This is a genomic window from Nocardia sp. BMG111209, from assembly GCF_000381925.1.
In the GTDB taxonomy this organism is placed as follows: Bacteria; Actinomycetota; Actinomycetes; order Mycobacteriales; family Mycobacteriaceae; genus Nocardia.
Window position 1 is genome coordinate 2,213,834 of sequence record NZ_KB907307.1, and the last position, 24,616, is coordinate 2,238,449.

General features: G+C 69.2%; 21 protein-coding genes. 7 read left to right on the plus strand and 14 right to left on the minus strand.

Going from position 1 to position 24,616, the window contains the following annotated elements; translation table 11 throughout:
* Positions 1-142: 142 nt before the first annotated feature.
* From whiA to G361_RS43080, 5 genes are all read right to left on the minus strand, one after another.
* On the minus strand, positions 143-1,126 hold the full coding sequence (gene whiA, locus G361_RS0110175; RefSeq protein WP_019926973.1) for a DNA-binding protein WhiA: 984 nt from the start codon (positions 1,124-1,126) through the stop codon (positions 143-145).
* The gene (yvcK, locus tag G361_RS0110180) at positions 1,117-2,187 is read right to left on the minus strand and encodes a uridine diphosphate-N-acetylglucosamine-binding protein YvcK (RefSeq protein WP_019926974.1); all 1,071 of its coding nucleotides are present in this window, start codon (positions 2,185-2,187) and stop codon (positions 1,117-1,119) included. Before yvcK ends, whiA begins: the two co-directional genes overlap by 10 nt.
* The gene (rapZ, locus tag G361_RS0110185) at positions 2,184-3,149 is read right to left on the minus strand and encodes an RNase adapter RapZ (protein ID WP_019926975.1); all 966 of its coding nucleotides are present in this window, start codon (positions 3,147-3,149) and stop codon (positions 2,184-2,186) included. Before rapZ ends, yvcK begins: the two co-directional genes overlap by 4 nt.
* A gap of 204 nt (positions 3,150-3,353) precedes the next feature.
* The gene (gene uvrC / locus G361_RS0110190; RefSeq protein ID WP_081635498.1) at positions 3,354-5,675 is read right to left on the minus strand and encodes an excinuclease ABC subunit UvrC; all 2,322 of its coding nucleotides are present in this window, start codon (positions 5,673-5,675) and stop codon (positions 3,354-3,356) included.
* 10 nt (positions 5,676-5,685) lie between these two features.
* Positions 5,686-6,585, minus strand: a complete 900-nt coding sequence (locus G361_RS43080; RefSeq protein ID WP_052172763.1) for a LysR substrate-binding domain-containing protein — start codon at positions 6,583-6,585, stop codon at positions 5,686-5,688.
* A 107-nt stretch (positions 6,586-6,692) separates the two neighbouring features.
* Between G361_RS43080 and G361_RS43085 the strand changes: the two genes are divergently transcribed.
* Positions 6,693-7,670, plus strand: a complete 978-nt coding sequence (locus G361_RS43085) for a bile acid:sodium symporter family protein (RefSeq protein WP_052172764.1) — start codon at positions 6,693-6,695, stop codon at positions 7,668-7,670.
* A gap of 19 nt (positions 7,671-7,689) precedes the next feature.
* Here G361_RS43085 and G361_RS0110205 read toward each other — a convergent pair whose 3' ends face one another.
* From G361_RS0110205 to G361_RS46825, 3 genes are all read right to left on the minus strand, one after another.
* A complete protein-coding gene (locus G361_RS0110205) occupies positions 7,690-9,639 on the minus strand; it encodes a CocE/NonD family hydrolase (protein WP_231386832.1) in 1,950 nt (649 codons plus the stop codon).
* 79 nt (positions 9,640-9,718) lie between these two features.
* Positions 9,719-11,065, minus strand: a complete 1,347-nt coding sequence (locus G361_RS43090) for a multicopper oxidase family protein (protein WP_196814454.1) — start codon at positions 11,063-11,065, stop codon at positions 9,719-9,721.
* Between the two features lie 580 nt (positions 11,066-11,645).
* Positions 11,646-12,044, minus strand: a complete 399-nt coding sequence (locus G361_RS46825) for a hypothetical protein (RefSeq protein WP_155981394.1) — start codon at positions 12,042-12,044, stop codon at positions 11,646-11,648.
* Positions 12,045-12,137: 93 nt separating this feature from the next.
* Here G361_RS46825 and G361_RS0110220 point away from each other — a divergent pair, with 93 nt between their 5' ends.
* A complete protein-coding gene (locus tag G361_RS0110220; protein WP_019926983.1) occupies positions 12,138-12,596 on the plus strand; it encodes a MarR family winged helix-turn-helix transcriptional regulator in 459 nt (152 codons plus the stop codon).
* Between the two features lie 295 nt (positions 12,597-12,891).
* On the opposite strand, the gene G361_RS0110230 is transcribed toward G361_RS0110220, so the two are convergent.
* The gene (locus G361_RS0110230; protein ID WP_019926984.1) at positions 12,892-13,500 is read right to left on the minus strand and encodes a TetR/AcrR family transcriptional regulator; all 609 of its coding nucleotides are present in this window, start codon (positions 13,498-13,500) and stop codon (positions 12,892-12,894) included.
* A 65-nt stretch (positions 13,501-13,565) separates the two neighbouring features.
* Here G361_RS0110230 and G361_RS0110235 point away from each other — a divergent pair, with 65 nt between their 5' ends.
* Positions 13,566-14,405: an enoyl-CoA hydratase/isomerase family protein gene (locus tag G361_RS0110235; protein ID WP_019926985.1), complete on the plus strand. Its 840-nt coding sequence runs from the start codon at positions 13,566-13,568 to the stop codon at positions 14,403-14,405.
* A gap of 27 nt (positions 14,406-14,432) precedes the next feature.
* On the opposite strand, the gene G361_RS0110240 is transcribed toward G361_RS0110235, so the two are convergent.
* The 4 genes from G361_RS0110240 to G361_RS0110255 all read right to left on the minus strand — a co-directional run bounded on the left by G361_RS0110240 (position 14,433) and on the right by G361_RS0110255 (position 18,929).
* A complete protein-coding gene (locus G361_RS0110240; RefSeq protein WP_026342884.1) occupies positions 14,433-15,650 on the minus strand; it encodes a winged helix-turn-helix domain-containing protein in 1,218 nt (405 codons plus the stop codon).
* Positions 15,651-15,702: 52 nt separating this feature from the next.
* Positions 15,703-17,370: an FAD-binding dehydrogenase gene (locus tag G361_RS0110245; protein WP_019926987.1), complete on the minus strand. Its 1,668-nt coding sequence runs from the start codon at positions 17,368-17,370 to the stop codon at positions 15,703-15,705.
* A gap of 51 nt (positions 17,371-17,421) precedes the next feature.
* Positions 17,422-18,144 carry an MBL fold metallo-hydrolase gene (locus tag G361_RS0110250; RefSeq protein ID WP_019926988.1) on the minus strand — a complete coding sequence of 241 codons (723 nt, stop codon included), beginning with the start codon at positions 18,142-18,144 and terminating at the stop codon, positions 17,422-17,424.
* A 104-nt stretch (positions 18,145-18,248) separates the two neighbouring features.
* The gene (locus tag G361_RS0110255; RefSeq protein ID WP_019926989.1) at positions 18,249-18,929 is read right to left on the minus strand and encodes an HAD family hydrolase; all 681 of its coding nucleotides are present in this window, start codon (positions 18,927-18,929) and stop codon (positions 18,249-18,251) included.
* A gap of 90 nt (positions 18,930-19,019) precedes the next feature.
* On the opposite strand from G361_RS0110255, the gene G361_RS0110260 reads away from it, so the two are divergent.
* From G361_RS0110260 to G361_RS0110270, 3 genes are all read left to right on the plus strand, one after another.
* Positions 19,020-19,829, plus strand: coding sequence for an ABC transporter ATP-binding protein (locus tag G361_RS0110260; protein WP_019926990.1), 810 nt, complete (start codon positions 19,020-19,022; stop codon positions 19,827-19,829).
* A gap of 129 nt (positions 19,830-19,958) precedes the next feature.
* Positions 19,959-20,276: a helix-turn-helix transcriptional regulator gene (locus tag G361_RS0110265; RefSeq protein WP_019926991.1), complete on the plus strand. Its 318-nt coding sequence runs from the start codon at positions 19,959-19,961 to the stop codon at positions 20,274-20,276.
* On the plus strand, positions 20,273-20,827 hold the full coding sequence (locus G361_RS0110270) for an SRPBCC family protein (protein ID WP_019926992.1): 555 nt from the start codon (positions 20,273-20,275) through the stop codon (positions 20,825-20,827). Before G361_RS0110265 ends, G361_RS0110270 begins: the two co-directional genes overlap by 4 nt.
* Positions 20,828-20,829: 2 nt before the next feature.
* Here the strand turns inward: G361_RS0110270 and G361_RS0110275 are convergent, their stop codons facing one another.
* A complete protein-coding gene (locus G361_RS0110275) occupies positions 20,830-22,302 on the minus strand; it encodes an amino acid permease (RefSeq protein WP_019926993.1) in 1,473 nt (490 codons plus the stop codon).
* 361 nt (positions 22,303-22,663) lie between these two features.
* On the opposite strand from G361_RS0110275, the gene G361_RS0110285 reads away from it, so the two are divergent.
* Entirely contained in the window at positions 22,664-24,616 is a 1,953-nt protein-coding gene (locus tag G361_RS0110285) for a gamma-glutamyltransferase family protein (protein ID WP_036494097.1), read from the plus strand.

Sequence of the window (24,616 nt, forward strand, 5' to 3'; positions counted from 1 at the left end):
AGCGGATTCGTTGCGTTGCCAATCCCACCCTAATGCCCGGCTTTTGCGCCACTGACATGCCCCTGGTCACTGTGAACAGCCACCAGCAAGCAGGTCACGATCGAATAACGGTCACCGGCCGGTCGGTACGATCGCCGAAATATCAGGCGTCTTCCAGCAACTCGGCGGTCACCGCCGACTCGGTATCGGGAATGCCGAGTTCCTTGGCCCGCCGGTCGGCCATGGACAGCAGCCTGCGGATACGCCCGGCCACCGCGTCCTTCGTCATCGGCGGCTCGGCCAGCTGACCCAGCTCCTCGAGCGACGCCTGCCGGTGCAGCACGCGCAGGCGGCCGGCCGCGGCCAGATGGTCGGGCACGTCGTCGCCCAGGATCTCGAGCGCCCGCTCGACCCGCGCGGCGGCGGCCACCGCGGCCCGCGCCGAACGCCGCAGATTCGCGTCGTCGAAATTGGCGAGCCGGTTGGCGGTGGCCCGCACCTCGCGCCGCATCCGCCGTTCTTCCCAGGTCAGACGGGTGTCCTGCGCGCCCATCCGGGTCAGCAGCGCGCCGATGGCCTCACCGTCGCGCACCACCACCCGATCGGTGCCGCGCACCTCGCGGGCCTTCGCCGAGATGCCCAGCCGCCGGGCCGCGCCCACGAGCGCCAGCGCCGCCTCCGGACCCGGGCAGCTGACCTCGAGCGCCGAGGACCGGCCCGGTTCGGTGAGCGAGCCGTGCGCGAGAAACGCACCGCGCCAAGCCGCTTCGGCATCGGCGATGCTACCGCCGACGACCTGTGCGGGCAGTCCGCGCACGGGACGGCCGCGCACATCGAGCAGTCCGGTCTGGCGGGCCAGCGCCTCGCCCTCCTTGGACACCCGCACCACGTAGCGGGAGGTCTTGCGCAAACCACCCGCACCCAGCACGTGCACGTCCGAGCCGTAGCCGTACAGCTCGAAGATCTCCCGGCGCAGCCGTCGCGCGATGGAACCCATGTCCACCTCGGCTTCGACGATCACCCGGCCGCCGACGATGTGCAGGCCGCCGGCGAAGCGCAATAGTGCCGAGAGTTCGGCCTTGCGCGAACTGACCTGCGACACGCTGAGGCGGCTCAGCTCGTCTTTCACCTCGGCTGTCATCGCCACGAGACCCGCTCCTTTCCACCCGACGCCGACTGCACTTGCCGGCCCATGTGCCGTCCATCGACTCGAAGCCCTGACTTGTCCGACCGGGGTTGCCGAATCACCTGATCCAGTGCGGCGGCTAGCTTTCCGGGGTGGTGCCGGTCTGTCCCAGCCTCGGCGACATCGGCAAAGGTTACTCGCGCACGCAGCTGTTCGGCAGCTCTTGCCACATGTTCGCGTTCCCTACCCTCCGGTACGGTGCCGGAGTCCACCACTACCTGATCAACCGCGAAATCCGGTGCGTGCTGGGACAATACATGCAAGTGCCGTTCGGCGGAGAATCCGGCTGTCTCCCCCGGTTCCGCGGCGAGGTTGAGTACCAGGATCTTTCGGGCACGAGTGTGCACGAGCGCGTCGTGCAATTCGGGCACCAGCACATGCGGGATGACACTCGTGAACCACGAGCCCGGGCCGAGCACCACTACGTCGGCCCGCGCGATCGCGGCGGTGGCCTGCGGACTGGCCGGCGGATCGGACGGGATGAGCCGCACCCGCCGCACCTTGCCCGGCGTGGTCGCGACCGCCACCTGCCCGCGGATGCATCGGCTCACCCGGGGATCGGCCTCCAGGCCGGATACGTCGGCCTCGATGATCAACGGCGTCGGCGACATCGGCAGCACCCGGCCGGAGCAGCCCAGCAGGCGGGCCGCCTCGTCCAGCGCGGCCACCGGATCGCCGAGCACCTCGGTCAGTCCGGCCAGGATCAGGTTGCCCACCGAATGCCCGGCCAGTGCGCCGGTGCCGCCGAAGCGATGCTGCATCGTCCGGGCCCACAGCCCCTCGGTGTCGTCGGCGAGCGCCGCCAGCGCCATCCGCAGATCGCCCGGCGGCAGCATGCCCAGTTCGGAGCGCAGCCGGCCGGAGGAACCGCCGTCGTCGGCGACCGTCACCACCGCGGTGATCTCCCGGGTCAGCCGGCGCACGGCCGTGAGCGTGGCATACAACCCGTGCCCGCCGCCGAGCGCGGCAACGGCCGGCCCGCCGGCGGAATCGTCCGCCGCGGTCTCGTTCCGATCGGTCATTCGCGCCCCAGATCCCGATGTACCACCCGCACCACGTCGGCCGGTGCGGCGTCGCCCGCCGCACCCAGCAACTCACCGAGCGCCTCCGCGAGCGCCACGCTGCGGTGCTTACCGCCCGTGCAGCCCACTGCCACGGTCATGTATCGCTTCCCCTCTTGGCGGTACCCGTCGGTCGTCAGATCGATCAGATGACGACAGGTCCGCAGATAGTCGTCGGCTCCCGGACGGGACAGCACGTACTCACTGACCACGGCGTCCTGTCCGGTGAGTTCACGCAGTTCCGGTACCCAATGCGGATTGGGCAGGAAACGCACATCAAACACCATGTCGGCGTCCAGTGGTACTCCGTACTTGAAACCGAACGATTGGATTGTGAGCTGCAACGCGGTCGGCGTGCCGTCGCCGTACACCTCCTCGAGCTTGCGGTGCAGCTGGTGCACCGACAGCGCGGTGGTGTCGATGACCACGTCGGCGGCCGTCTTCACCGACGCCAGCCTGGTCCGCTCGGCGGCCAGGCCCGCCGACAGCGTGCCGTCGGCGCTCTCGCTCTGCAACGGATGCCGCCGCCGCGCGAAGCCGAACCGGCGGATCAGGACGTCGTCGGAGGCCTCCAGGAACAACAGCCGCGTCCGCACCCCGGCGGCCCGTAGTTGTTCGATCACCGCCGACAGATCACCGGTGAAGAAGCGGCTGCGCACATCCATCACCAGGGCGAACTTGCGGATGGGCGGATCGGCCGACAACCCCAGCTCGACCATCCGGCCGATCAGGTCCGGAGGCAGATTGTCGGCGACGTACCAGCCCAGATCCTCCAGGACCCGGGCCGCGGTACCGCGCCCCGCGCCCGACAGCCCGGTCACGATCACCACTTCGACCGGCCGGTCGGCATTCACGGCCGGTTGGGACCGGCCCGCCGGGGACCCGCGGTCCACGGCACTGCTGCTCGATTCGACGCTTGTCATGTCCTACCGGATCCGTTCCTGCCTGTCACTGTTGCCGATTCTCGCCGCGCCGTGCGCACCCGGTATTGCCCCGGGCGTGTCGTCTCGAACATCCTCGCACCCCGGCCCGGTCACGTGTTCGATCCACGCGCCCTGGAAATGGGGCCGTCACCGTATCAACCTGCCGGAAACATCAACCTGCTGGAACACACCGGGTGCGCCGCGCTACTCCGCGTTGCGGGCGGACAACTCCCCGTTGAGGGCGGACAACACCGCCTTCGCCGTCGCCACGCCGATGCCGGGCACCTCCGTGATCTGCTCCACCGTAGCGTCCTTCAGCCGTGCGACCGAGCCGAAATGAGTGACCAGTGCGGTGCGCCGCGATTCGCCGAGCCCCGGCACCTCGTCCAGTACCGACGCGGTCATCCGCCGCGACCGCTTGCTGCGGTGGAAGGTGATGGCGAACCGGTGCGCCTCGTCTCGGACGCGTTGCAGCAGGTAGAGGGACTCGCTGTTGCGCGGCATGATCACCGGATCGGGTTCGTTCGGCACCCACACCTCCTCCAGCCGCTTCGCCAGCCCGATCACCGCGACATCGGTGATACCGAGTTCGTCGAGCACCTCGGAAGCGGCGTTGACCTGCGGCGCACCACCGTCGACCACGTACAGATTCGGCGGATAGGAGAATTTGCGCGGCTTGCCCGTCTTGGGGTCGATACCGGGGAGCACGGACGGATCCTCGGCGTGCTCCGCTTCGAGCGTGTCGAGGTCGCGCCGCAGCCGCGCGAACCGCCGCCGGGTGACCTCGGCGATGCTCGCCACGTCGTCGGAGCGGCCGCCGCCGGCCGCCTCCTTGATGGTGTAGTGCCGGTATTCGGACTTACGGGCCAGACCGTCCTCGAACACCACCAGCGAGGCGACCACATCGGTGCCCTGGACATGGCTGATGTCGACACATTCGATGCGCAGCGGCGCGCTGTCCAGTTCGAGCGCGTCCTGAATGCCTTGCAGGGCGGCCGATCTGGCGGTCAGATCGCCCGCGCGCTTGAGCTTGTGCTGCGCCAGGGCCTCCATCGCATTGCGCTGCACGGTCTCCATCAGCGCCTTCTTGTCGCCGCGCTGCGGAACCCGCAGGTGCACACCCGCACCACGCAGCCGCGACAGCCAGTCCTGCAACTGCACCGCATCGGCGGGCAGCGCCGGAACCAGGACCTCGCGCGGCACCACCATCGCCGCGGACTCACCCTGCTCCGCCGGCGCGTCGTCGACCAGGGCGGCCTGCTCACCGTAGAACTGGGTGAGGAACTGCTCCACGAGCGCCGCCAGCTCCGCGGTACCCGCCTGGACGATTTCCGCGGGCACGGCAGCGGCGAGTCCGGTTTCGCCCGATTGCGAAATATCCTGCCCGGCAACACTTGTCGTCGACACGTTCACGTCCGCGGCGCCGACTTCGGGGCCATCCCGCCCGATGGTGTCCGCCACCGACTCGTCCGAGCCGCTGGTGCCCGACTCGTCCGAGCCGGCGGTGTCCGGTTCGGTCCAGCCGGTGATGTCCGGTGCGCCCAGGCCGGCGGCCTCCGGCTCACCCGAACCGGCGGTGTCCGGTTCACCCTCACCACCCACGACCCGGTCGCCTGTCGTCCCCGACCAGCTCATGTCGAGGGCGTCGCCGGACTTGTCGACCACCCAGCCGCGCTGGCCGCGCACCCGGCCGTCGCGGACGTGGAAGATCTGGACCGCGGCCTCGAGTTCGTCGGTGGCGAAGGCGATCACGTCGGCATCGGTGCCCGTGCCGAGCACGACCGCCTGCTTCTCCAGGGCGCGCTTGAGCGCCTGGACGTCGTCGCGCAGGCGAGCGGCGGATTCGAAGTCGAGGTCCTCGGACGCGGCCTGCATGCGGCGCTCCAGATCGCGGACCATGCGATCGGTCTTGCCGGAGAGGAAGTCGCAGAAGTCCTCGGCGATGCGCCGATGCTCCTCCGCGCTGACCCGGCCGATGCAGGGGGCCGAGCACTTGTCGATGTAGCCGAGCAGGCAGGGACGGCCGATCTGGTTGTGCCGCTTGAAGACTCCCGCCGAGCAGGTACGCACCGGGAACACCCGCAACAGCAGATCGACCGTCTCCCGGATGGCCCAGGCGTGCGCGTACGGGCCGAAATAGCGCACGCCCTTCTTGCGGGCGCCCCGGTAGACGAAGACGCGCGGATACTCCTCGTTCATGCTCACCGCGAGCATGGGATAGGTCTTGTCGTCGCGATACCGGACGTTGAACCGCGGATCGAACTCCTTGATCCAGTTGTATTCCAGCTGAAGCGCTTCCACCTCGGTGGACACCACCGTCCACTCCACCGACGCGGCGGAGGTGACCATCTGGCGGGTGCGCGGATGCAGCGCGGACAGATCCGCGAAATAGGAATTCAGGCGGCTGCGCAGACTCTTCGCCTTGCCGACATAGATCACCCGCCCGCGCGCGTCGCGGAATTTGTAGACGCCGGGGTCGACGGGGATCGTGCCCGGTGCGGGCCGGTAGGTCGCGGGATCTGCCACGGCACCCAGGTTAACGATCGGCACCGACAGCCGGCGCCACCCGACCACCGGCCACGTTCGCGCGCACGCGGCGCGCGCCGGCCGCGATCGCCTCGCACAGCGCGCGCTCCGGATCGGTCGGGGTGCGGTGCCGCCGGACCAGCACGAATTCCAGCTCGCCGAGATCGGGCAGGTTCGGATCGTCGACGGCGAAAACGTCTGCCGGAAGCAGACTTTCGGCGTGCACGATGACACCGAGCCCGGCCAGCACCGCGGCCCGCAGGCCCAGCTGACTGTCGCTGACGCAGGCCACCCGCCACGGTCGCCCCGCGCGTTCCAGGGCGCGCAGCGCGGTGAGCCGGGTGAGGCTCGGCGGCGGATAGGTCACCAGCGGCACCGGATCCTCGAATCCGCCGGCGCCGCGGCGGGCCGCCCACACCAGCCGGTCCCGCCACAGCAGCTCGCCGTGCTGTTCCCCGGGCAGCCGCTTGCCCACCATCAGGTCCAGTTCGCCGGCGGCCATCCGGGTCTTGAGGTTCTCGCTGAGCCCCACGGTCAGCTCCAGATCGACGCCGGGATGGGCACGCTGGAATTCGAGCAGGACATCGGGCAGTTCGCGGCCCACCACATCGTCGGAGGCGCCGAGGCGGATCAGCCCGGACAGCCGGGACCCGGAGAAGTGCCGCGCGGCCTGCTCCTGGGCCTCCAGAATGGTGCGCGCGAAGCCGACCATGGCGGCGCCGTCGGCGGTCAGGGCCAGATTACGGGTGTCGCGGCGGAACAGTTCCCGGCCGGTGGCCTGTTCGAGGCGGGCCACATGCCCGCTCACCGTGGACTGCCGCAACCCCAGGATGCGCCCGGCCGCGGTGAATCCCCCGGCCCGTTCGACCGTCAGAAAGGTCCGCAGCAATTCGGGATCGAACATATTCATCATGATAGTCGTTCGGAGATATCGGTTCGAACGACTTTTGCGATCAGTCCGCGTGGGCATACCGTACTCTGGTGCACCTCCTCGCCAAACTCCGCATCGAACCGTTCATGCTCGGCATCCTCGCCAGCCTGGCGGTCGGCGCGATCCTCCCCGCGAGCGGCCCGGCCGCCGATGTGCTGGACTGGACCACCAAGATCGCGATCGCGCTGCTGTTCTTCCTCTACGGCGCCCGGTTGCAGCCGCGGGAGGCGCTGGAGGGGCTGCGGCACTGGCGGCTGCACACCACCGTGCTCGCCGCCACCTACCTGCTGTTCCCGCTGATCGGGCTGGTGCTGCGCATCCTCGTCCCGTCGGTGCTCACCGACGATCTGTACACCGGCGTGCTGTACCTGTGCCTGCTGCCGTCCACCGTGCAGTCCTCGATCGCGTTCACCTCGGTCGCCCGGGGCAATGTCGCCGGCGCGGTGGTGAGCGCGTCGCTGTCGAATCTGCTCGGCGTGTTCGTCACTCCGCTGCTGGTGATGCTGCTGATGCACACCACCGGCACCGTGCACGTCTCCGGCGGGCAGATCCTGACCATCGTGGTCCAGTTGCTGCTGCCGTTCTTCGTCGGGCAGGCGCTGCGTCCCTGGCTGGGCTGGTTGATGCGGCACAAGCCGGTGACCAAGGTGGTCGACCGCGGTTCCATCTATCTCGTCGTGTACTCGGCGTTCAGCGCGAGCATGACCGAGCACATCTGGCACGGACTCTCGGTCTGGCGGATCCTGGCGGTCGTCGCGGTCTGCGCGATCATGCTGGCCGTGGTCCTGGGCCTCACCACGACCGCCGGGCGGCTGCTCGGTTTCACCTGGGCCGATCGCATCGTGATCACCTTCTGCGGCTCCAAGAAGAGTCTGGCGACCGGACTGCCGATGGCGACGGTGCTGTTCGCGGGCCACCCGGTGGGCCTGATCGTGTTGCCGCTCATGATCTTCCACCAGATCCAGTTGCTCACCTGCGCCTGGCTGGCGGCTCGGTGGGGCCGGGCCGCCGAGGCCGCGGAACTGCCACAGCCCGCGGCGGAATCGGCCCCGGCGACCGCCTGACGACCGGCCCGCGCGGACGTCAGCGCGTCAGCGGGAACCGCGTGGTGCCGCCACCGCCGGCCGGGACGATCGGCAGCACGATCGCGGACGGATGGTCGTGGTCGTGCAGGATGGTCTGGGTCGCGCCGAGGACGTTCGCGCTCTGCCCGAACGGTTCGCCGGTGTTCGGATTCGGCGCGTACTGCGGGAAGTCGCTGCTGGAGATCTCGAGCCGCAGCCGGTACCCCGCCTTCACCAGATAGCTGGTCGGCCAGATCCGAATCGTGTACTGGTACGGGCGATTCGGTTCGATCGGCGACGGACGGTCCATACCGTCCCGGAAGGCCGTGCGCAGGATGCCGTTGTTGAGATTCTCGGTGCTGCCGTCCGGGGCCACCGCGATCAGTTTCGCGGTGAAGTCGGTATCGGTCGCCGTCGACGCGGCCCACAGGTTCACCGAGATCGGCCCGGTGATCTCGGTATCGGCGGACATCGCGTCGGTGCTGTAGGTGAGCACATCGCTGCGCTGCTCGACCACTTCCTGGTCGTAGGGCCCCTCCGGGCCGCTGGCCGCCGCGCAGCAGGAATGCCCACCGGCGCTCGGAACGGGATTCAGCGGGTCGTAGTAGTACGAGTCCGGCGGTTGCGGCCCGTCTGGCGCGCCGACGGTCAGCGCACCGGTGCGGCCCATGATCGACGGCAGTCCCGAGCCGGAGAGGTAGTAGCTGGTGAACCGGGTGTCCGGCAGCGGCCACGCGGCCGCGGTCTTCCAGGTGTTCGCGCCGCGCAGGAAGTAGTCGACGGCGGGTGTACCGGTGACGACCTTGTTGTCCACGCCCTTGAGGAAGTGGTCGAACCACGCCAGCATCAGATCGTTGACCGGACTGTCGCCGGCCGGACCGGCCGCGGCCAGCAACGGCGCGGACAGGCCGGTATTCGGCCGGTCCCAGCCGATGTGATCCCAGGGCCCGATCACCAGACGCTGATCGGCGCGGGCCTCCGGGGTGCCGCCGTGCTGCACCATCCCGGCGAAATTCTCGGTACCGCCGGCCAGGAAGGCGTCGTACCAGCCCTCGATATCGAGCACCGGGACATGCACGTTCGCGTACCGGTCCCGGATACTCCACTGCTTCCAGTAATCATCGCGAGCGGAATGCCGGATCCAGTCGAAATACCAGGGCGCGACCGCCGGATCACCCGGATGCATCGGCGGAAACTGCTGGTACGGACGGTAGTTCAGCCAGCGCGTGGCCTGGGCGGTATCCGCCTCCAGCTGTTTCGCGGTGGCGGCGTCGCCGCGGTTGGCGGCCGCGGTCGAGGCGATCGTGCCCATCGCCCACGGCTCGACGAACGCGAGCCGGAATTCACCGCCGTCGTAGGTCCAGCCGTCGTAGTAGTCGGAGGCGGTGTTCGCGGGCACGATCGTGGTCAGGTGCGGCGGGGTGGCGGTGGCCGCGAGCCATTGGGTGGCACCGACATACGACGAGCCGTACATGCCGACCTTGCCGTCGGTGCCGGGCAACGCGGCCGCCCATTCGACGGTGTCGTAGCCGTCGGCGCCGTCGTTCGCGAATTCGGTGAAGGTGCCGCCCGACGCTCCCTGACCCCGGATGTCCTGCACGACAACCAGATAGCAGTGCGAGGCGAACCAGTCCGGCGACTGGTAGCGGTACGGCTGGATCTGCGCGGCGGCCTTGCCGTACTGGGTGCGCATCAGGATCACGGGCACCTTGTCGCCGGTCTGCGGCCGGTACACATCGGACTTCAGCACCACACCGTCGCGCATGGTCGCGGGCACGTTCTCCTGTTTGGCGACCGCACACGGCCCGCGGCCACCGGCGGGCGGCCAGGCCCCCGGGGTCACCGGCGACCGGGATCCCTGCGGGACCGGTACGGTACTGCTCGCACACCCACTGAGCACCGACGCGAGCACCGCGGCGACGGCGATCATCCTGCCGATCCCGCTGCGCCGCATCCCGATTCGCGCCATGCGGCGACGGTAGCATCGGACGCGCCCGGGGGACAGGGGATTCGGCAACGCGGGCGGTGCCCACCGGCTGCCGAGCGGGTCAGGTGTGCGTGGTGAACGTCGCCATCATCGACATGTCCTCGTGCTCCAGGTTGTGGCAGTGCAGGACATAGCGTCCCGGGAAATCGGTGAAACGCACGGCGATCTCGGCGGTCTGCGCGGCCCCCAGGTAGAGGGTGTCCTTCCAGCCGGCGTCGGTGCGGTGCGGCGGGCCGCCGTTGCGCGACAGCACCCGGAACTGGTTGAGATGCAGGTGGATCGGATGATCGAGATCGGTGACCAGCCGCCAGATCTCGGTGTCGCCGAGCCGGGGACGCGCGATCGGTTCCGTGGGCGAGTAGGCGTGGCCGTTGATCATCCAGCCGTGCGGGGTCCCGGCGTCGCGGCGGGCGAAGCGGAATGTCCGCGTGGTCACGGCCGCCGCCGGGACCGGAGTGCCGGAATCGGTGAGGACCTCCGGTAACACCGCCGGATCGGCGACTCGGTCGGTGACCGCGAAACGCATGATGCGCGAGGTGGTTCCGGTGCCGAGTTCGTTGTACACGGTCACCCGGTCCCCCACCGCGCAGCCGGTGAAGTCGATGATCACGTCGTATCGTTCGCCGGGTGCGATGGTCAACTCGTCCACCCGCTGCGGCCGGTCCAGCAGCCCGCCGTCGGAACCGATCTGCACGAAATGGCCGTCCCCGCGCGGCATGTCGGCCCGCAACCGGTACACCCGGGCATTGGAACCGTTCAACAGCCGCAACCGGTATTTCGCGGTGCTCACCCGGTGTTCCGGCCACGGCACTCCGTTGACCAGGATCACATCGCCGAGCGCACCACGGGTGAACTTCCCGGTCATTCCGGCGGTGTGCAGCGCCGAGGGGTCGGCCGCGGGATATTTCAATGCACCCGCGGCGTCGAATGCCCGGTCGGCCAGCATCAACGGCAGATCGCGGTCACCGGCGGGCAATCCGAGCCGCCGCTCGGCCTCGTCGGTGACCAGGTGGAAACCGGCGAGCCCACGCCAGACCGCGGCGCCGGTGAAGTCCATGCGGTGGTCGTGGTACCACAGCATCGCCACGGGCTGCCCGGCCGGATACACGTAGTCGCGCTCACCGATTGCGGTGTGTGCCAGCGTATCCCGCTCCATGCCCATCCCCCTCATATCGGACATGGTCCCGGTGTTCGATCCGCCGGGCATGCCCGGCATACCCGCCGGATCCGATGTGCCCACCGGATACAGCAGGTCGGTCGGATAACCGTCGGAGTCCTCGGGCACGTGCCCGCCGTGCAGGTGCACCACGACCGGCACCGGCAACTCGTTCCGATGGGTGACGACGGTGCGGCGGTCGCGCGCCGATAGCACGGTGGGGCCCGGAAAGCTGCCGTGATAGGTCCACATCGGCGTCGAATATCCCGGCAGCACAGTGATATTCGCCGGTCGCTGGACGATCCGGTAGTAGTCGGTCGTCTCGTCGCGCGCGATCGGGGCCGGTACCGGCGGTAGTACCAGCGGCAGGTGAACGGCTCCGGCAGCCGCGCCTCGCTGGTCAGGTGGACGCGATCGGCGGGGGTGTCCGCCGACCACTCCCACGCACCCAGCGCTCCGGCCACTCCCAGTGCCGCGGCCCCGCGCAGCATCCCGCGCCGCGAAAGCCTGAGTGCCCCAAGGGTTCCCCGATCCGGGACGCTGCCCACCTCTGTCGGACCGCGACCGGGGCCGGCCACGCGGTCACCGCCAGAGCCGGCCACCTGGTCACCAACGTCGTCCACCCGGTCAACAGAGTCGGCCACCCGGTCACCAGCGCCAGCCACCCGGTCACCGGAGCCGGCCACCCGGTCACCAGCGCCGTTCTCCTGCGGCGACGGGATGTCCACGGCGGCACGACCACCCACGGCCACCGCGTGACCACTCGAACCGTTCGGCGACCGGACCGGTGCCGCCTGCCGACCGTCCGCCGCGACTTCCGGCACCTCGTCGCTCATGCCCGCGCTCCGGCGGGTTCCTGCCACGCCTGTCCGACCTGCCAGAGCAGACCGCCGATGAGCAGCACACCGACCGGCACGTGCACGGCGACGATCGATCGGAAACCGGTCGTCATCTGGATCGCCGTCAGCGCGATGAGGCCGAGGCCGATGAGCACCGGTCGCGGTGTACCGCTCCCGAATCGCCATGCGGCGGCGAAAGCGATTGTCTCGGTGAGAATTCCGGCGGCCAGCACGATGCCGTTGAGCATGTGCGAATCCAGGCCGTCGTAGCTGCCCGCGAGCAGCCGGCCGGCGAATACGGCCTGTGCGAAACCGTCCAGTGCGACCACGACGGTGAGTGCGCGCAGCAGCGACGGCCAGATCCGGGACCCTGCGCGCTCCGCAGTGGTCATCACGATCACCCCAATAGTTCAGATTTTTGAATAGTTCAGAAGTCTGAACTTGTATGCTGATGCTGTCAAGACCGGACCGACAGGAGGCAGCGCGTGACCGACGCGGACGACATCGCGGAGTTCCGATCGCTGGTACCACTGCTGTCGGCGTATCTGCGGCGGGCACACGGCGATATGTCGCCGGAGCTGCAACAGCTGTTCGAATCGGCCGGTCTCGGCCCGCGGCACGGCGCGGTGCTGTCGTTCGTGCTGTCTTCCGGGCCGGTCAGCGTCGGCGATGTGGCCCGGCAGCTGAGCCTCGGCCTCACCAATGTCAGCCAGCTCGCCGGTGACCTGACCCGGGCGGGCTGGTTACGCCGCGAATCCGACCCGTCCGATCACCGCCGCACACTGCTGACGGTGCCGCCGGAGCACCGGCAGACGGTCACGGAATTCCTCGACCGCCGCTCGGCCCCCCTGGCCCGCGCGATCCGGCGCCTGACCCCGGACGAACTCGCGGGCTTCCGCGCGGGCCTCACCGCCTGGGTCGAGGAGATCACCGCACTGGATTGAGTTCGGCTGCCGCCCAGCCACATTCGAGCAGGTGGCAACCGACGGCAAACCACATGCAGGTGGACCGCCGCCAACGGCAAGCCACGTTCGGATCGACGGCATCGACGGCGAACCGAGCCCACCGCCGAATCCCGGCATCGGCGAGCCGGATCCAACCCACCACGAATCCCGGTATCGGCGAGCCGGATCCAACCCACCACGAATCGCGGCATCGGCAATCCGGACCTGACCCGCCACGGGATCACGGCATCGGCAATCCGGACGGTCCCGGCGACGACGACCGACCGCTGCGGCGCTATTCCGGCTGCACCACGAACCCGGCGGCGGCGATCCCCACCAGTCGCTCGATCAACTCCGGCTGATCCGGGACGTATTCACCCGCGACGGCGACCCCGGCCGCCAGCGCCAACAGGTCCCCGACGCCGACCCCGTCGCGCAGCGCGCCCGCCTCCCGGGCCCGGGTGACGAGCGCGTCGATCCCGGCGGTCATCTCCGTGCAGGCCACGTGCAGGGCCGAGCCCTCGTCGTGGACGGCGGCGAGTACCGAGGTGGGCAGCCCGCGGTAGATCAGCGATCCGGTGGCCAACTGGGTGAGCCAGGCGATCAGGGCCTCGCCCGGCGACGGGTCGTCGAGCAGGTGCCGGGCGGTCTCGCTCAGATCGTGCAGCGCGTCGCCGAACAGCGCTTCCAGTAGGGATTGCCGATCCGGGAAGTGCCGGTACAGCGTGCCGATGCCGACCCCCGCCCGGCGGGCGACGTCGCGCAGCGAGGCGTCGACACCGTGTTCGGCGAACACCTCGCGGGCGGAGTCCAGCAGGCGCGCGCGGTTGTCCAGGGCGTCGGACCGGCGGGCCCGGCGCGGTTCGGTAGACGCGGCGATGACGGCACACCTTTCCCGTTGCATTCCGGAGCGGTGCTCCGTTATAGTTCGGAGCACCGCTCCGAATAGTAATCGATCGAGAGGAAATCATGCCGAAAGACCTGGCCGACTGGCACGCGGCGGTCGGCGGCTTCGTCGCGCGACCGCGCTTCGAGGAGTACTCGCAGAAGTACGCCGAGCATTTCGTGATGACCCGGGAGGACGGAATCCTGGAGTTGCGCATGCACACCGACGGCGGGCCGGCACAGTTCGGCTTCGCGGTGCACAACGCCTGGGGGCAGGCGTGGCAGGAGATCGGCAACGATCCCGACAACGAGGTGCTGATCCTGACCGGCACCGGCGACCAGTGGATCGCCACCGACAACCTGGCCCCCCAGGACCGGGACCTCGGCGAGATGATGCCGCCCGCGCTGCCACCGGACTTCGCCTACGAGCACACCTATTACGACGCGATCAAACTGCTGGAGAACATGGTCTTCGGCATCGACATCCCCACCATCGCGGCGCTGAACGGACCCAGCCCGGCGCACACCGAATTCGCCCTACTGTGCGATATCACCCTGGCCGCCGACCACGCGACGATTCTGGACCCGCACTTCCCCTCCGGGGTTGTCCCCGGCGACGGGTTGCAGCTCACCCTGCAGGAGGCGCTCGGCACCAAACGCGCCGCCTACTACCTGTACACCGCCGCTCCGATCGATGCGCCGACCGCACTGGAACTCGGCCTCGTGAACGAGGTTCTGCCACTGGCGGATCTGCTGCCCCGCGCCTGGGAGATCGCGCGGACGATCGCGCGCCAACCGCGGGCCGCCCGGCGGTTCACCCACGCCGTCGCCCAGCGCCCGTGGAAGCGCCGGCTCGTCCAGGATCTCGGATTCGGCCTGGCCCACGAGATGGCCGGTATCTCCGCCGACCGCCGCTTCGGATAGCGCGGATCCGGGCCGAAATCACCCGGTTCACCCGGCGGCCAGGGTGAGTTCCGCCGCCAGGTTGCCGCGTTCACCGATGACCACGTGATCCAGTTCCAGCCAATCCGCCATGGATCGCAGGGCCGCGGCCAGCTCGGAGGCGACGCGGGGATCGTCGCGTCCGGGCTCGGCGAACGCGCCGGGGACCAGCAGGCGGCCGGTGGCGCGTTCGGCGCGCAGGTCGACCCGGGCGACGAGCTCACCGTCCAGTAGGAAGGGGAAGACGTAATACCCGTGTACCCGTTTGGGTTCCGGGGTGTAGATCTCGATGCGGTAGTGGAAGTCGAAGATGCGCTCGGTGCGGGGACGGCAGAAGATCAGCGGGTCGAACGGGCACAGCAGTGCCGAACCGGTGACGGCCCGCGGCGTGCGCGCGCCGGCGCGCAGATAGGCGAGCCGGTCCCAGCCGGCGACCTGCACCGGTTCCAGCTCACCGGCGTCGACCAGATCCGCGATGGCCGGTGCGGTCTGTTCGCGGTGCAGGCGGTAGTAGTCGCGCAGATCCGGTTCGGTCGCGACGCCGAGCGCATCGGCGGCGCGGCGGACCAGTTCGCGCACGGCGTCGGGCTCGTCCACCTCGCGGGCCAGCACCTCCGGGGGCAGCACCCGTTCGGTGAGGTCGTAGTAGCGCTGGAAGCCGACCCGTTTGTCGACCGACAGCTCGCCGGTGGCGAACAGCAGTTCGCACACCACCTTGGTATCGCTGTAGTTCCAGCCCCAATGATCCTTGGCGCGTGGACGATTCAGCTCGAGATGGTTCTCCACCTCGCCGGCCGTGCAGGCGCCGAACTCGCCGACGACCTCGAGCACATCCTTCGGCAGCCCGGGACTGTGCTCCAGCACGCGCTTCGCCCCGCCCCAGCGGCCGTGCCGGTAGCGGGCCATGCGCCAGCGCAGCAGCGGCCAATCCTCGACCGGGAGCAGCGCGGCCTCGTGCGCCCAGTATTCGACCAGGCGGCGCGGCCGGCGAGAGTCGTGGCTCCAGGCCAGTTCGTCGAGCAGGTCCCGGTCGTAGCCGCCGATGCGGCTGAAGATCGGCGCGTAGTGTGCCCGCACCACCGCGGCCACACTGTCCAGCTGTAACAGCTGGGTCCGTGCCAGAACTCGTTGCAGGACACGGCGATTCACCGTGGCGGGTGGGGCGGCGGCGAATCCCTGGGCCGCGAGTGCGGTCCGGCGGGCGCCGGCGGCGGTCATCGTACGCACTTCAGCACCTTCTCACGAGGCACCGACAGATTCCGCCGCCGGAGCCGGCGGCCTAGCGCGGGGTCCGCGCCGCCGCCCGTCCGGCGGCCCGGCCGGAGAAGATGCAGCCACCGAGGAAGGTGCCCTCCAGCGCGTTGTATCCGTGCACGCCGCCGCCACCGAAACCGGCGACCTCACCGGCCGCGTACAGGCCGGGGAACGGCTCGCCGTCGGCGCGGATCACCCGGGAGTCCAGGTCGGTCTGCAAGCCGCCCAGCGTCTTCCGGGTCAGGACGTTGAGCCGCACGCCGATCAGCGGGCCGTGCGCCGGATCGAGGACTCGGTGCGGCGGCACCACCCGCAGCTTCTCCCCCAGCGAGCGCCTGGCGTTCGTGATCGCCATCAACTGGGCGTCCTTGGAGAACTTGTTGGTCACCTCGCGATCGCGGGCGACGATCTGGCGTTCGATCGCCGCGACCTCGAGCTGCGGGCCGCGCGAGATCTTGTTCATCCCCGCGATCAGTTCCGGCAGCGAATCGGCGACCACGAAATCGACGCCGTGCTGTTTGAACGCCTCCACCGGACCCGGCGCGCCCTTGGCCACCCGGCTGCGCAGGGTGAACTTGAGATCCTTACCCGTGATGTCGGGATTCTGCTCGGAGCCCGACAGCGCGAACTCCTTGGCGATGATCGACTGGTTCAGGATGAACCACGAGTAGTCGTAGCCGGTCGAGAGAATCTCCCGCATGGTCCGATTGGTGTCGAAGCCCGGGAAACACGGTGCGCCCAAACGCTTTCCGTTGGCATCGAACCACAGCGAGGACGGGCCCGGGATGATCCGGATGGCGTGGTCGGGCCAGATCGGATCCCAGTTGTGGATGCCCTCGGTGTAGTGCCACATCCGATCCCGGTTCACGATCCGCCCGCCGGCCTCCTCGGTGATGCCGAGCATCCGCCCGTCGACATGGGCGGGTACTCCCGAGATCATCGTCTGCGGGCAGGGTCCCAGCCGGTCGGTGGGCCAGTTCTTGCGGATCAGGTCGTGGTTGTGCCCGATGCCGCCGGAGGACACGATGGTCGCCGGGGCCCGGAATTCGAACTCCCCCACCACCGTTCGCGACGAGGCGTGGCCACGTTCCAGATCGGTGGCCGCCAGTACGCCGCCGCGCACGCCGACGACCGCGCCGTCCTCGACGATCAGTTCGTCCACCCGGTGCCGGAACGCGAATTCGACCAGCCCGCGCCGCTCGGCCTCGAGGACCGGTTCCAGGAACACCCGCACCACCTCGGGCCCGGTCCCCCAGGTCAGGTGGAAGCGCGGTACCGAGTTGCCGTGCCCGTCGGCCGCGCCGCCACCGCGTTCGGCCCACCCCACCAGCGGCGTCACCCGCAGGCCGAGGTCGTGCAGGTACTGCCGCTTCTCGCCGGCGGCGAACTCGACATAGGCCCGCGCCCACTGCCGGGCCCACTGATCCTCGTCGTCGCGGTCGAATCCGGCCGAACCCTGCCAGTCCTGCCACGCCAGCTCGAAGGAATCCTTCACCCCGACCCGCCGCTGCTCCGGACTGTCCACGAAGAACAGCCCGCCCAGCGACCAGAAGGCCTGACCACCGAGGTTGTTACGATTCTCCTGGTCGAGCACGAGCACCTTCCGCCCGGCCCGGGTCAGCTCGTAGGTCGCGACCAGACCGGCCAGCCCGGCTCCGACGACGACGACATCCGGCTGCAACGACGGAGCCACGGATCCTCCTCCACACTGGGACAAACGGATACATTCATGTATCGGATGCTGTCAACGTAGCAGACCCGCGCGGCGCTCGTAGTCCGCGGCGAGGTCCCGCAACGCCGCGGCACAGTCGCCGGTATAGCTCGGTCCGTGCATGATCGCCAGCGTGGCCGGTGCGAGATCCGCCAGCGCGTGCAGCGCGGCCGGGACGGCGGGCCCGATCGAGGTGGCGTGGAAGACGTCCTCGGCGAAGCTCGCGGGCCCGACCACGTCCGATTCGGTGAGCGCCGGGCCGGGGCCGACCTGGGTCATGAAATCACCGCAGAGCAGGACGCCGCTCGTCTCGTCGTAGAGCACCCGCGCCTCCCAGTTGTGCGGGGCGTGCGGGGTGTCGATGTGCCGGATCCGGTGCCCGCCGAGGTCGATGATCTCCCCGTCGGCGAGGTGCCGCGGCGGCCGGTCGGCCAGGTCGTCCAGTGACACCAGACAGCCCTGTTCACCGTGGGCCACCTGGGCCCGCGGCGCGGCTGCGAGGAACATGTTCATGGCACCGGCCTCGTCCGCCTCGACGTGCCCGAAGGTGATCCAGCGCAGGCTTTCCACCGGCAGTACGCGGGCGATCTGCTCGGTGACCGCGGGGAACAGCCACCGCATACCGCAGTGGAACAGCAGCGGCTCCGCGCCGGTGATCAGGAACTGGTTATAGGTGAAGCCTGTGGGTCCCACCGCGGGGACGAACGTGGAGATGCGGTAGATACCGTCGGCGATCTCGTCCGTGCGGGTGTCCACAGGGCCTCCCTCTGGCGCCCGGCGACCACGGACCTCCGGTGCAGGCGAAGCACATGGTCACCGCCGGATGTTGTCCCTGTCACACGGTACTCGGCCCCGGCGGCTCAGCCCAGGCCGTGCGCGCGCAGCGCCGATGCCAGCGCGTCCCGTCGCTCGCCGGTCGGCACCGCCGGGACCAGTGCGAATCGGCAGCCGAATGTCGTTGCCACACCGTCGTTCTCGGGGCTGTCGCCTACCATGAGCACCGACTCCGGGGCCACCGCCAGCCGCTCGAAGGTCCAGTCGAAGATGGCGCGGTCCGGCTTCATCGAGCCGATCTCGAACGACAGCGCGAAGGCGGCCACGTACCGATCCCAGCCGTGCTCGACGAACGCCGGCCGCAGGTCGAAGGGGATGTTGCTCACCACGGCCGCCGGAATACGCTGGGAATCCAGCAGTTTCAGCACCGCGCCGGTATCCGGATAGGGCGTCCAGGCCAGCGGGTCGACCAGTCGCGAGTACAACCGGCTCGCCTGCGGTCCGGCCACTCCCGACTGCCGCAGCACCTCGCGATACGCCTGCTCGTGCAGCGCCGGGTCCAGATCGCGATGGTCCCAGGCGTACTGCTCGCGGGCGTCGAATTCGAGGGTCTGGGTGGGGTGGGTGAGGTGGTGCAGGAGTTCCGCCGACCGATGCGCGTCGAACGGCTCACCGGCATCGGACACCAGGTCCGTGGTCCAGGTCTCGTCCGGCTCCAGCCGGAACAGGGTTCCCGAGAAATCGAACAGGACGGCCTCGATGGTCACCCGGCCAGCCTACCCCGGCGCATTCGGCCGACCACGTCACACCCGCTACCACCCATCAGCTTGTCTGAGGAGTTTGCTACCGTGTCGGATATGGTCGACTCTCCCATCCTCCAGGTCACCGGCGTCGATTTCGTGCGCGGCGGTAATCCGATCCTCAGCGATGTCGCGCTGACGGTCCGGCCGGGTGAGCACTGGGCGCTGCTCGGGCCGAACGGCGCGGGGAAGACCACGCTGCTGAAGATGGTCGGCGCCTACGAACATCCGACCCGCGGCGCGGTCGAGGTGCTCGGTCACCGGCTGGGCCGGGTCGATATGCGCGAATTGCGCACGGCCATCGGACATGTCGACCCGCGCCACAATCCGCCGTATCCGCTGACGGCACACGAGGTGGTGCTCACCGGCCTCACCAACACCCCCGACCTGAAGCAGCGCTGGAGCCCGACCGCCGCCGATATCGCCGAGGCGGATCGGCTGATCGATCTGCTCGGCCTCACCCGCCGCCGCGACGCCCGCTGGCCGACCATGTCCCAGGGCGAGCGCGGCCGGGCCCTCATCGCCCGCGCGCTGATGCCGAAGCCGCGCCTGCTGCTGCTCGACGAGCCGGCCACCGGCCTGGACGTCGGCGGCCGCGAACAACTGATCGAGCGGATCGACCGGCTCCAGGCCGCCCACCCGGAACTGGCCTCGGTTCTGGTCACCCATCACCTGGAGGAACTGCCGCCCGGCACCACCCACGCCATGCTGCTGCGCCAGGGGCGCACGGTCGCGCGCGGCCCGGTCGACGAGGTCCTGACCAGCGCCAACATCAGCGACTGCTTCGATCACCCGATCCGCCTGACCCGCACCGACGGCCGCTGGCAGGTCCGCAGCCGCGGCGACAGCGTCGACGCCCGCCGCTGAACGACCGGCGCTCGCCCGGATCCAGTCCGGCGCCGACCGGGCCTCGGTGGGGTGCGGAGCGCACGCCTGCTCCGCGAGGTCCAGCAATATTCCTTTACACGTATATACGTCGACACGTATATTGAGCGCGTGTCCGCCGATCCGTTCACCGTCGTCGCCGAACCGCAGCGGCGGCGGATCCTCGAACAGCTGCGCGACGGGCACGCCACCGTCGGCGAACTCGTCGAGCGGCTCGCGCTGCCGCAGCCGACGGTGTCGAAACACCTGAAGGTGCTGCGCGATTCCGGCTTCGTCACCTGCGAGGTCGCCGCGCAGAAGCGCATCTACCGCCTCGCCCCGGGCCCGTTCGAACAGCTCGACAGCTGGCTGCTGCCGTATCTGCGGTTGTGGCGCCACCACCTCGACGCCCTGGGCCACCATCTCGACCGGAAGGACCGAACCCCATGACCACACGTCCGTATCACCCCAGTCCGCTGCAACAGGTCGAACTCGTGGCGGAGGGCGAGCGCTGGTCGCTCGTCTTCACCCGGGACTTCCCGCAGGGCCGGGCGGCGGTCTGGTCGGCGCTGACCGAACCGGACGAACTGCGCGAGTGGGCGCCCTATACGGCGGACCGCTCGCTGACCACCACCGGACCCGTCACGCTCGTGATGGTCGACGGCGACCAGCGGCACGAACTCCCCGGCGAGGTCGGCATCGCCGATCGGCCCGAACTGCTCGAATTCACCTGGGGCGCAGACGTTCTGCGCTGGGAGCTGCACGAGCACGGCACCGGCACCCGGCTGCGGCTGACCCACCGGCTGCCCGACCGCGCGGTGGCCGGGATGATGGCCGCGGGCTGGCATCTGTGCCTGGATGTGGCCGCCACCCTGCTCGACGGCAGCCCGATCGGCCCGATCGTCGGCGCGGCGGCCATGGACCACGGCTGGCCCGAGCTCAACGAGCAGTACTCGCATCGACTCGGCGTGGAGATCCGGCAGCCACCGCTGCCCCAGTGACCTCAATCCGGCTCGTCCACCGGAATATTGGCGACCACCGGGAATTCACCGGTATAGCCCTCCCGCTCCCGGGCGATGGCCAGCACCCGGCGCCGCGCGACGAACCAGCCGATGATCAGCGCCGGCACGATGAGCACCAGGCTGGAGACCGTCCAGGTGCCCACCGGATGGTCGAAGGCCATCAGCACCACCACGACCGCCAGGAACACCAGCGTCGCGATGCCGGTATAGGGCGCGCCGAACATCCGGAACGCCGGCCGCTGCATCTCGCCGCGGCGCCAGCGCGACCACAATCGCAACTGGCACAACACGATCGTCGCCCACGAGGCCAGAATCCCCAGTGAGGCCACGTTCAGCACGATCTCGAAGGCCCGCGCCGGCACGATGTAGTTCAGCCAGATACCGAACAACGCGATCACCCCGGTCAGCAGGATGCCGCCGTAGGGCACACCACGGCTGTTCATCACCCCGGTGAACTTCGGCGCGCTGCCGTTCATCGACATCGATCGCAGGATCCGCCCGGTGGAGTACAGCCCGGCGTTCAGACTGGACAGCGCGGCGGTCAGCACCACGAAGTTCATCACCGAACCGGCATGTCCCACACCGAGTTTCGAGAAGAAGGTGACGAACGGACTGACCGACGCCGAATAGCTGGTGTAGGGCAGCAACAGCGCCAGCAGCACCAGCGAGCCGACGTAGAACACCGCGATGCGCACGATGACCGAATTGATCGCCCGGGGCATGATCCGCTGGGGATCGGCCGTCTCCCCCGCGGCGGTGCCGACCATTTCCACTGCGGCATAGGCGAACACCACGCCCGAGGTGACCGTGACCAGCGGCAGCACACCGGCCGGGAACAGGCCGCCGGAGGCGGAGATCATGCCGAAGCCGGTGCCGGCGTCCTGGATGCGGAAGCGCCCCGCCAGGAATACCGTGCCGACCAGCAGGAAGCCCACCAGGGCGACCACCTTCACGAGCGCGGCCCAGAATTCCAGCTCGCCGAACCACTTCACCGAGACGAGGTTCACGCTCAGCACGATGCACAGCGCGATCAGGGCCAGCAGCCACTGCGCCACCGGGCGGAACGCGGCCCAGTAGTGCAGATAGGTCGCGATCGCGGTGGTGTCGACGATGCCGGTCATAGACCAGTTGAGGAAGTACATCCAGCCGGCCACGAAAGCCGCCTTCTCCCCGTAGAACTCGCGCGCGTAGGAGACGAACGACCCGGACGACGGCCGATGCAGTACCAGCTCGCCGAGGGCCCGCAGGATGAAGAAGACGAACACCCCGCAGACCGCGTACACGACGAACAACCCCGGACCGGCCTGCGCCAGCCGCCCGCCGGCGCCCAGGAACAGACCCGTGCCGATCGCGCCGCCGATGGCGATCATCTGGAGTTGCCGTGGTTTGAGGCTCTTGTGGTAGCCGCTGTCCTCGCTGTCGAGAAATGTGTTGTTGCGCCGTAACTCGGTCATTCGTGTCGGATCCTTCGCCTCGCCGGCGACCGCGCGGGCCGTCCGGAATCGCCGATCAGTAACCGCACTGCACGAAACTTCGAACTACTCGCCGTCGAACCGCCGGGCCCCGGCACCACCGGGCCGGAACACCATCGGGCCACCGCGCACGGGGCCTCGGACCGCTGTGCCTGTGGACAGCGGGACTGTGTGATCCACCAACGGCGCCGCCACATCCGTCGACCGCCGCACCATCGAATGTACTGGCAGCCACCGACAATCCGCGCCGATCGCTCGGATCGGCCCGCGCGCGAACCGTGAACGACGACGTTTCGCCCGAAAGCACCGCTTGCCAGTGGCGGGGGGCGGCTACAGTCCCTGCATGCGCCGCACTCGACATCTCTGGTCCGGCGCAACCATCGCGGTGTTGTCGACCGCGGGGTTGCTGACCGGCTGTTCCTCGTCCACCTCCGACAACCCGGCGAATTCGGCGCAGGCATGCGCCCAGGCGCCCAACGGAACCCCCGTCACCGCGGGTGCACCGACCGCGAGCGGTGGCAACATCGCCACGAATCCCGAGATCGCCACCGGCTTCCGCAGCAATATGACGCCGGTGCGCACCCGCACCTTCGCGGCCTCCACCGCCAATCCGCTGTCCACCGAGGCCGCCTGCACGGTGCTGGCCGCGGGCGGCACGGCCGCCGACGCGCTGGTCGCGGCGCAGATGGTGCTGGGCCTGGTGGAGCCGCAGGCCTCGGGCATCGGCGGCGGCGCGTTCCTGCTCTACTACGACGCGGACCACCGGACCGTCGACGCCTACGACGGCCGCGAGATCGCCCCCGCCTCGGCCACCGAGAACTATCTGCGCTGGATCAGCGACGCGGATCGCACAGTGCCGCAACCGAATGCGCGGGCCAGCGGACGTTCCATCGGCGTGCCCGGAGTGCTGCGGCTGCTCGAGGCGGCCCACGGCGACCACGGCCGGCAGCCGTGGAAGGATCTGTTCGATCCCGCGATCACGATGGCGGATCACGGTTTCCGGATCAGCCCGCGGATGGCGGGCCAGATCGCCGATTCGGCGAAGGATCTGGCCCGCGACGACAACGCCAGGTCCTATTTCCTGCAGCCCGACGGCACCGCGAAACCGGCCGGCACCACGCTCACCAATCCGGCGATGGTGAAGACGCTCGGCGCCATCGCCACCGACGGCCCGAAGGCGTTCTACACCGGCGCCATCGCGCAGGACATCGTCGACGCCACCACGACCGCCGCCGGCGGCCGTACGCCCGGTCAGATCACGCTCGCCGACCTGGCCGGATATCAGGCCAAGAAGCGCACCGCGATCTGCACCGGCTACCGCACGCACGAGATCTGCGGTATGCCCAGCCCGTCGTCCGGCGGCATCACCGTCGCCGCGACACTCGGCATCCTGCAGAATTTCGACCTGTCCACGCTCCCTCCGGACAACCTCGACCGCAACGGCGGTAAGCCGAAAGCGCGTGCGGTGCACCTGATCTCGGAGGCCGAGCGGCTCGCGTACGCCGACCGCGACAAGTATGTGGCCGATACGGATTTCGTTCCGCTGCCCGGTAATTCGCCGGACACCCTGCTCAACGGGGACTATCTGAAGAAACGCGCCGCGCTGATCAATCCCGACCACAGCATGGGCACCGCACAGCCCGGCGATTTCGGCCCGGTCCCGGTCGGCGCCGGACCCCAGCAGCCCGAGCACGGCACCAGCCATCTGTCGATCGTCGACAAGTACGGCAACGCCGCCAGTATGACCACGACCGTCGAATCGGCGTTCGGGTCGTTCCACATCGTCGACGGTTTCGTGCTGAACAACCAGCTCACCGACTTCGCCGCGAATCCGCAGGCGCCGGACGGCACGCCGGTGGCCAATCGGGTACAGGCGGGCAAGCGCCCGCGCAGCTCGATGAGCCCGACCCTCGTCTTCGACCGCAATCCGGACGGCTCCCGCGGGCAGCTGTCGTACGTGACCGGATCCCCCGGCGGCTCGGTGATCATCCAGTTCGTGGTGAAAACCCTGGTGGGCCTGCTGGATTGGAATCTCGATCCGCAGCAGGCGGTGTCCCAGATCGACTTCGGCGCGAGCAACACCCCGGTCACCGGGCTCGGCGGCGAACATCCCGCGATCGACGCCACCGCCAACGGAGATCACGACCCGCTGGTCCAGCAGCTGCGCGCGATGGGCCACCAGGTGTCGGTCGATCAGCAGTCCAGCGGGCTGAGCGCGCTGAAACGCGAGAGTGACGGCTGGATCGGCGGCGCGGATCCGCGCCGCGAGGGCGCGGTCATGGGCGATACGAAGTAG

Bases quoted from the DNA above. Each gene is read 5' to 3' on its own strand.
- G361_RS46825 (WP_155981394.1), bottom strand. From the start codon at position 12,044: ATGACCACTGCGGAGCGCGCAGGGTCCCGGATCTGGCCGTCGCTGCTG.
- rapZ (WP_019926975.1), bottom strand. From the start codon at position 3,149: ATGACAAGCGTCGAATCGAGCAGCAGTGCCGTGGACCGCGGGTCCCCG.
- G361_RS43090 (WP_196814454.1), bottom strand. From the start codon at position 11,065: ATGTGGACCTATCACGGCAGCTTTCCGGGCCCCACCGTGCTATCGGCG.
- yvcK (WP_019926974.1), bottom strand. From the start codon at position 2,187: ATGACCGATCGGAACGAGACCGCGGCGGACGATTCCGCCGGCGGGCCG.
- G361_RS43080 (WP_052172763.1), bottom strand. From the start codon at position 6,585: ATGAATATGTTCGATCCCGAATTGCTGCGGACCTTTCTGACGGTCGAA.
- G361_RS0110285 (WP_036494097.1), top strand. From the start codon at position 22,664: ATGCGCCGCACTCGACATCTCTGGTCCGGCGCAACCATCGCGGTGTTG.
- G361_RS0110205 (WP_231386832.1), bottom strand. From the start codon at position 9,639: ATGGCGCGAATCGGGATGCGGCGCAGCGGGATCGGCAGGATGATCGCC.
- G361_RS0110270 (WP_019926992.1), top strand. From the start codon at position 20,273: ATGACCACACGTCCGTATCACCCCAGTCCGCTGCAACAGGTCGAACTC.
- G361_RS0110235 (WP_019926985.1), top strand. From the start codon at position 13,566: ATGCCGAAAGACCTGGCCGACTGGCACGCGGCGGTCGGCGGCTTCGTC.
- G361_RS0110260 (WP_019926990.1), top strand. From the start codon at position 19,020: ATGGTCGACTCTCCCATCCTCCAGGTCACCGGCGTCGATTTCGTGCGC.
- G361_RS0110230 (WP_019926984.1), bottom strand. From the start codon at position 13,500: ATGCAACGGGAAAGGTGTGCCGTCATCGCCGCGTCTACCGAACCGCGC.
- G361_RS0110275 (WP_019926993.1), bottom strand. From the start codon at position 22,302: ATGACCGAGTTACGGCGCAACAACACATTTCTCGACAGCGAGGACAGC.
- G361_RS43085 (WP_052172764.1), top strand. From the start codon at position 6,693: ATGCTCGGCATCCTCGCCAGCCTGGCGGTCGGCGCGATCCTCCCCGCG.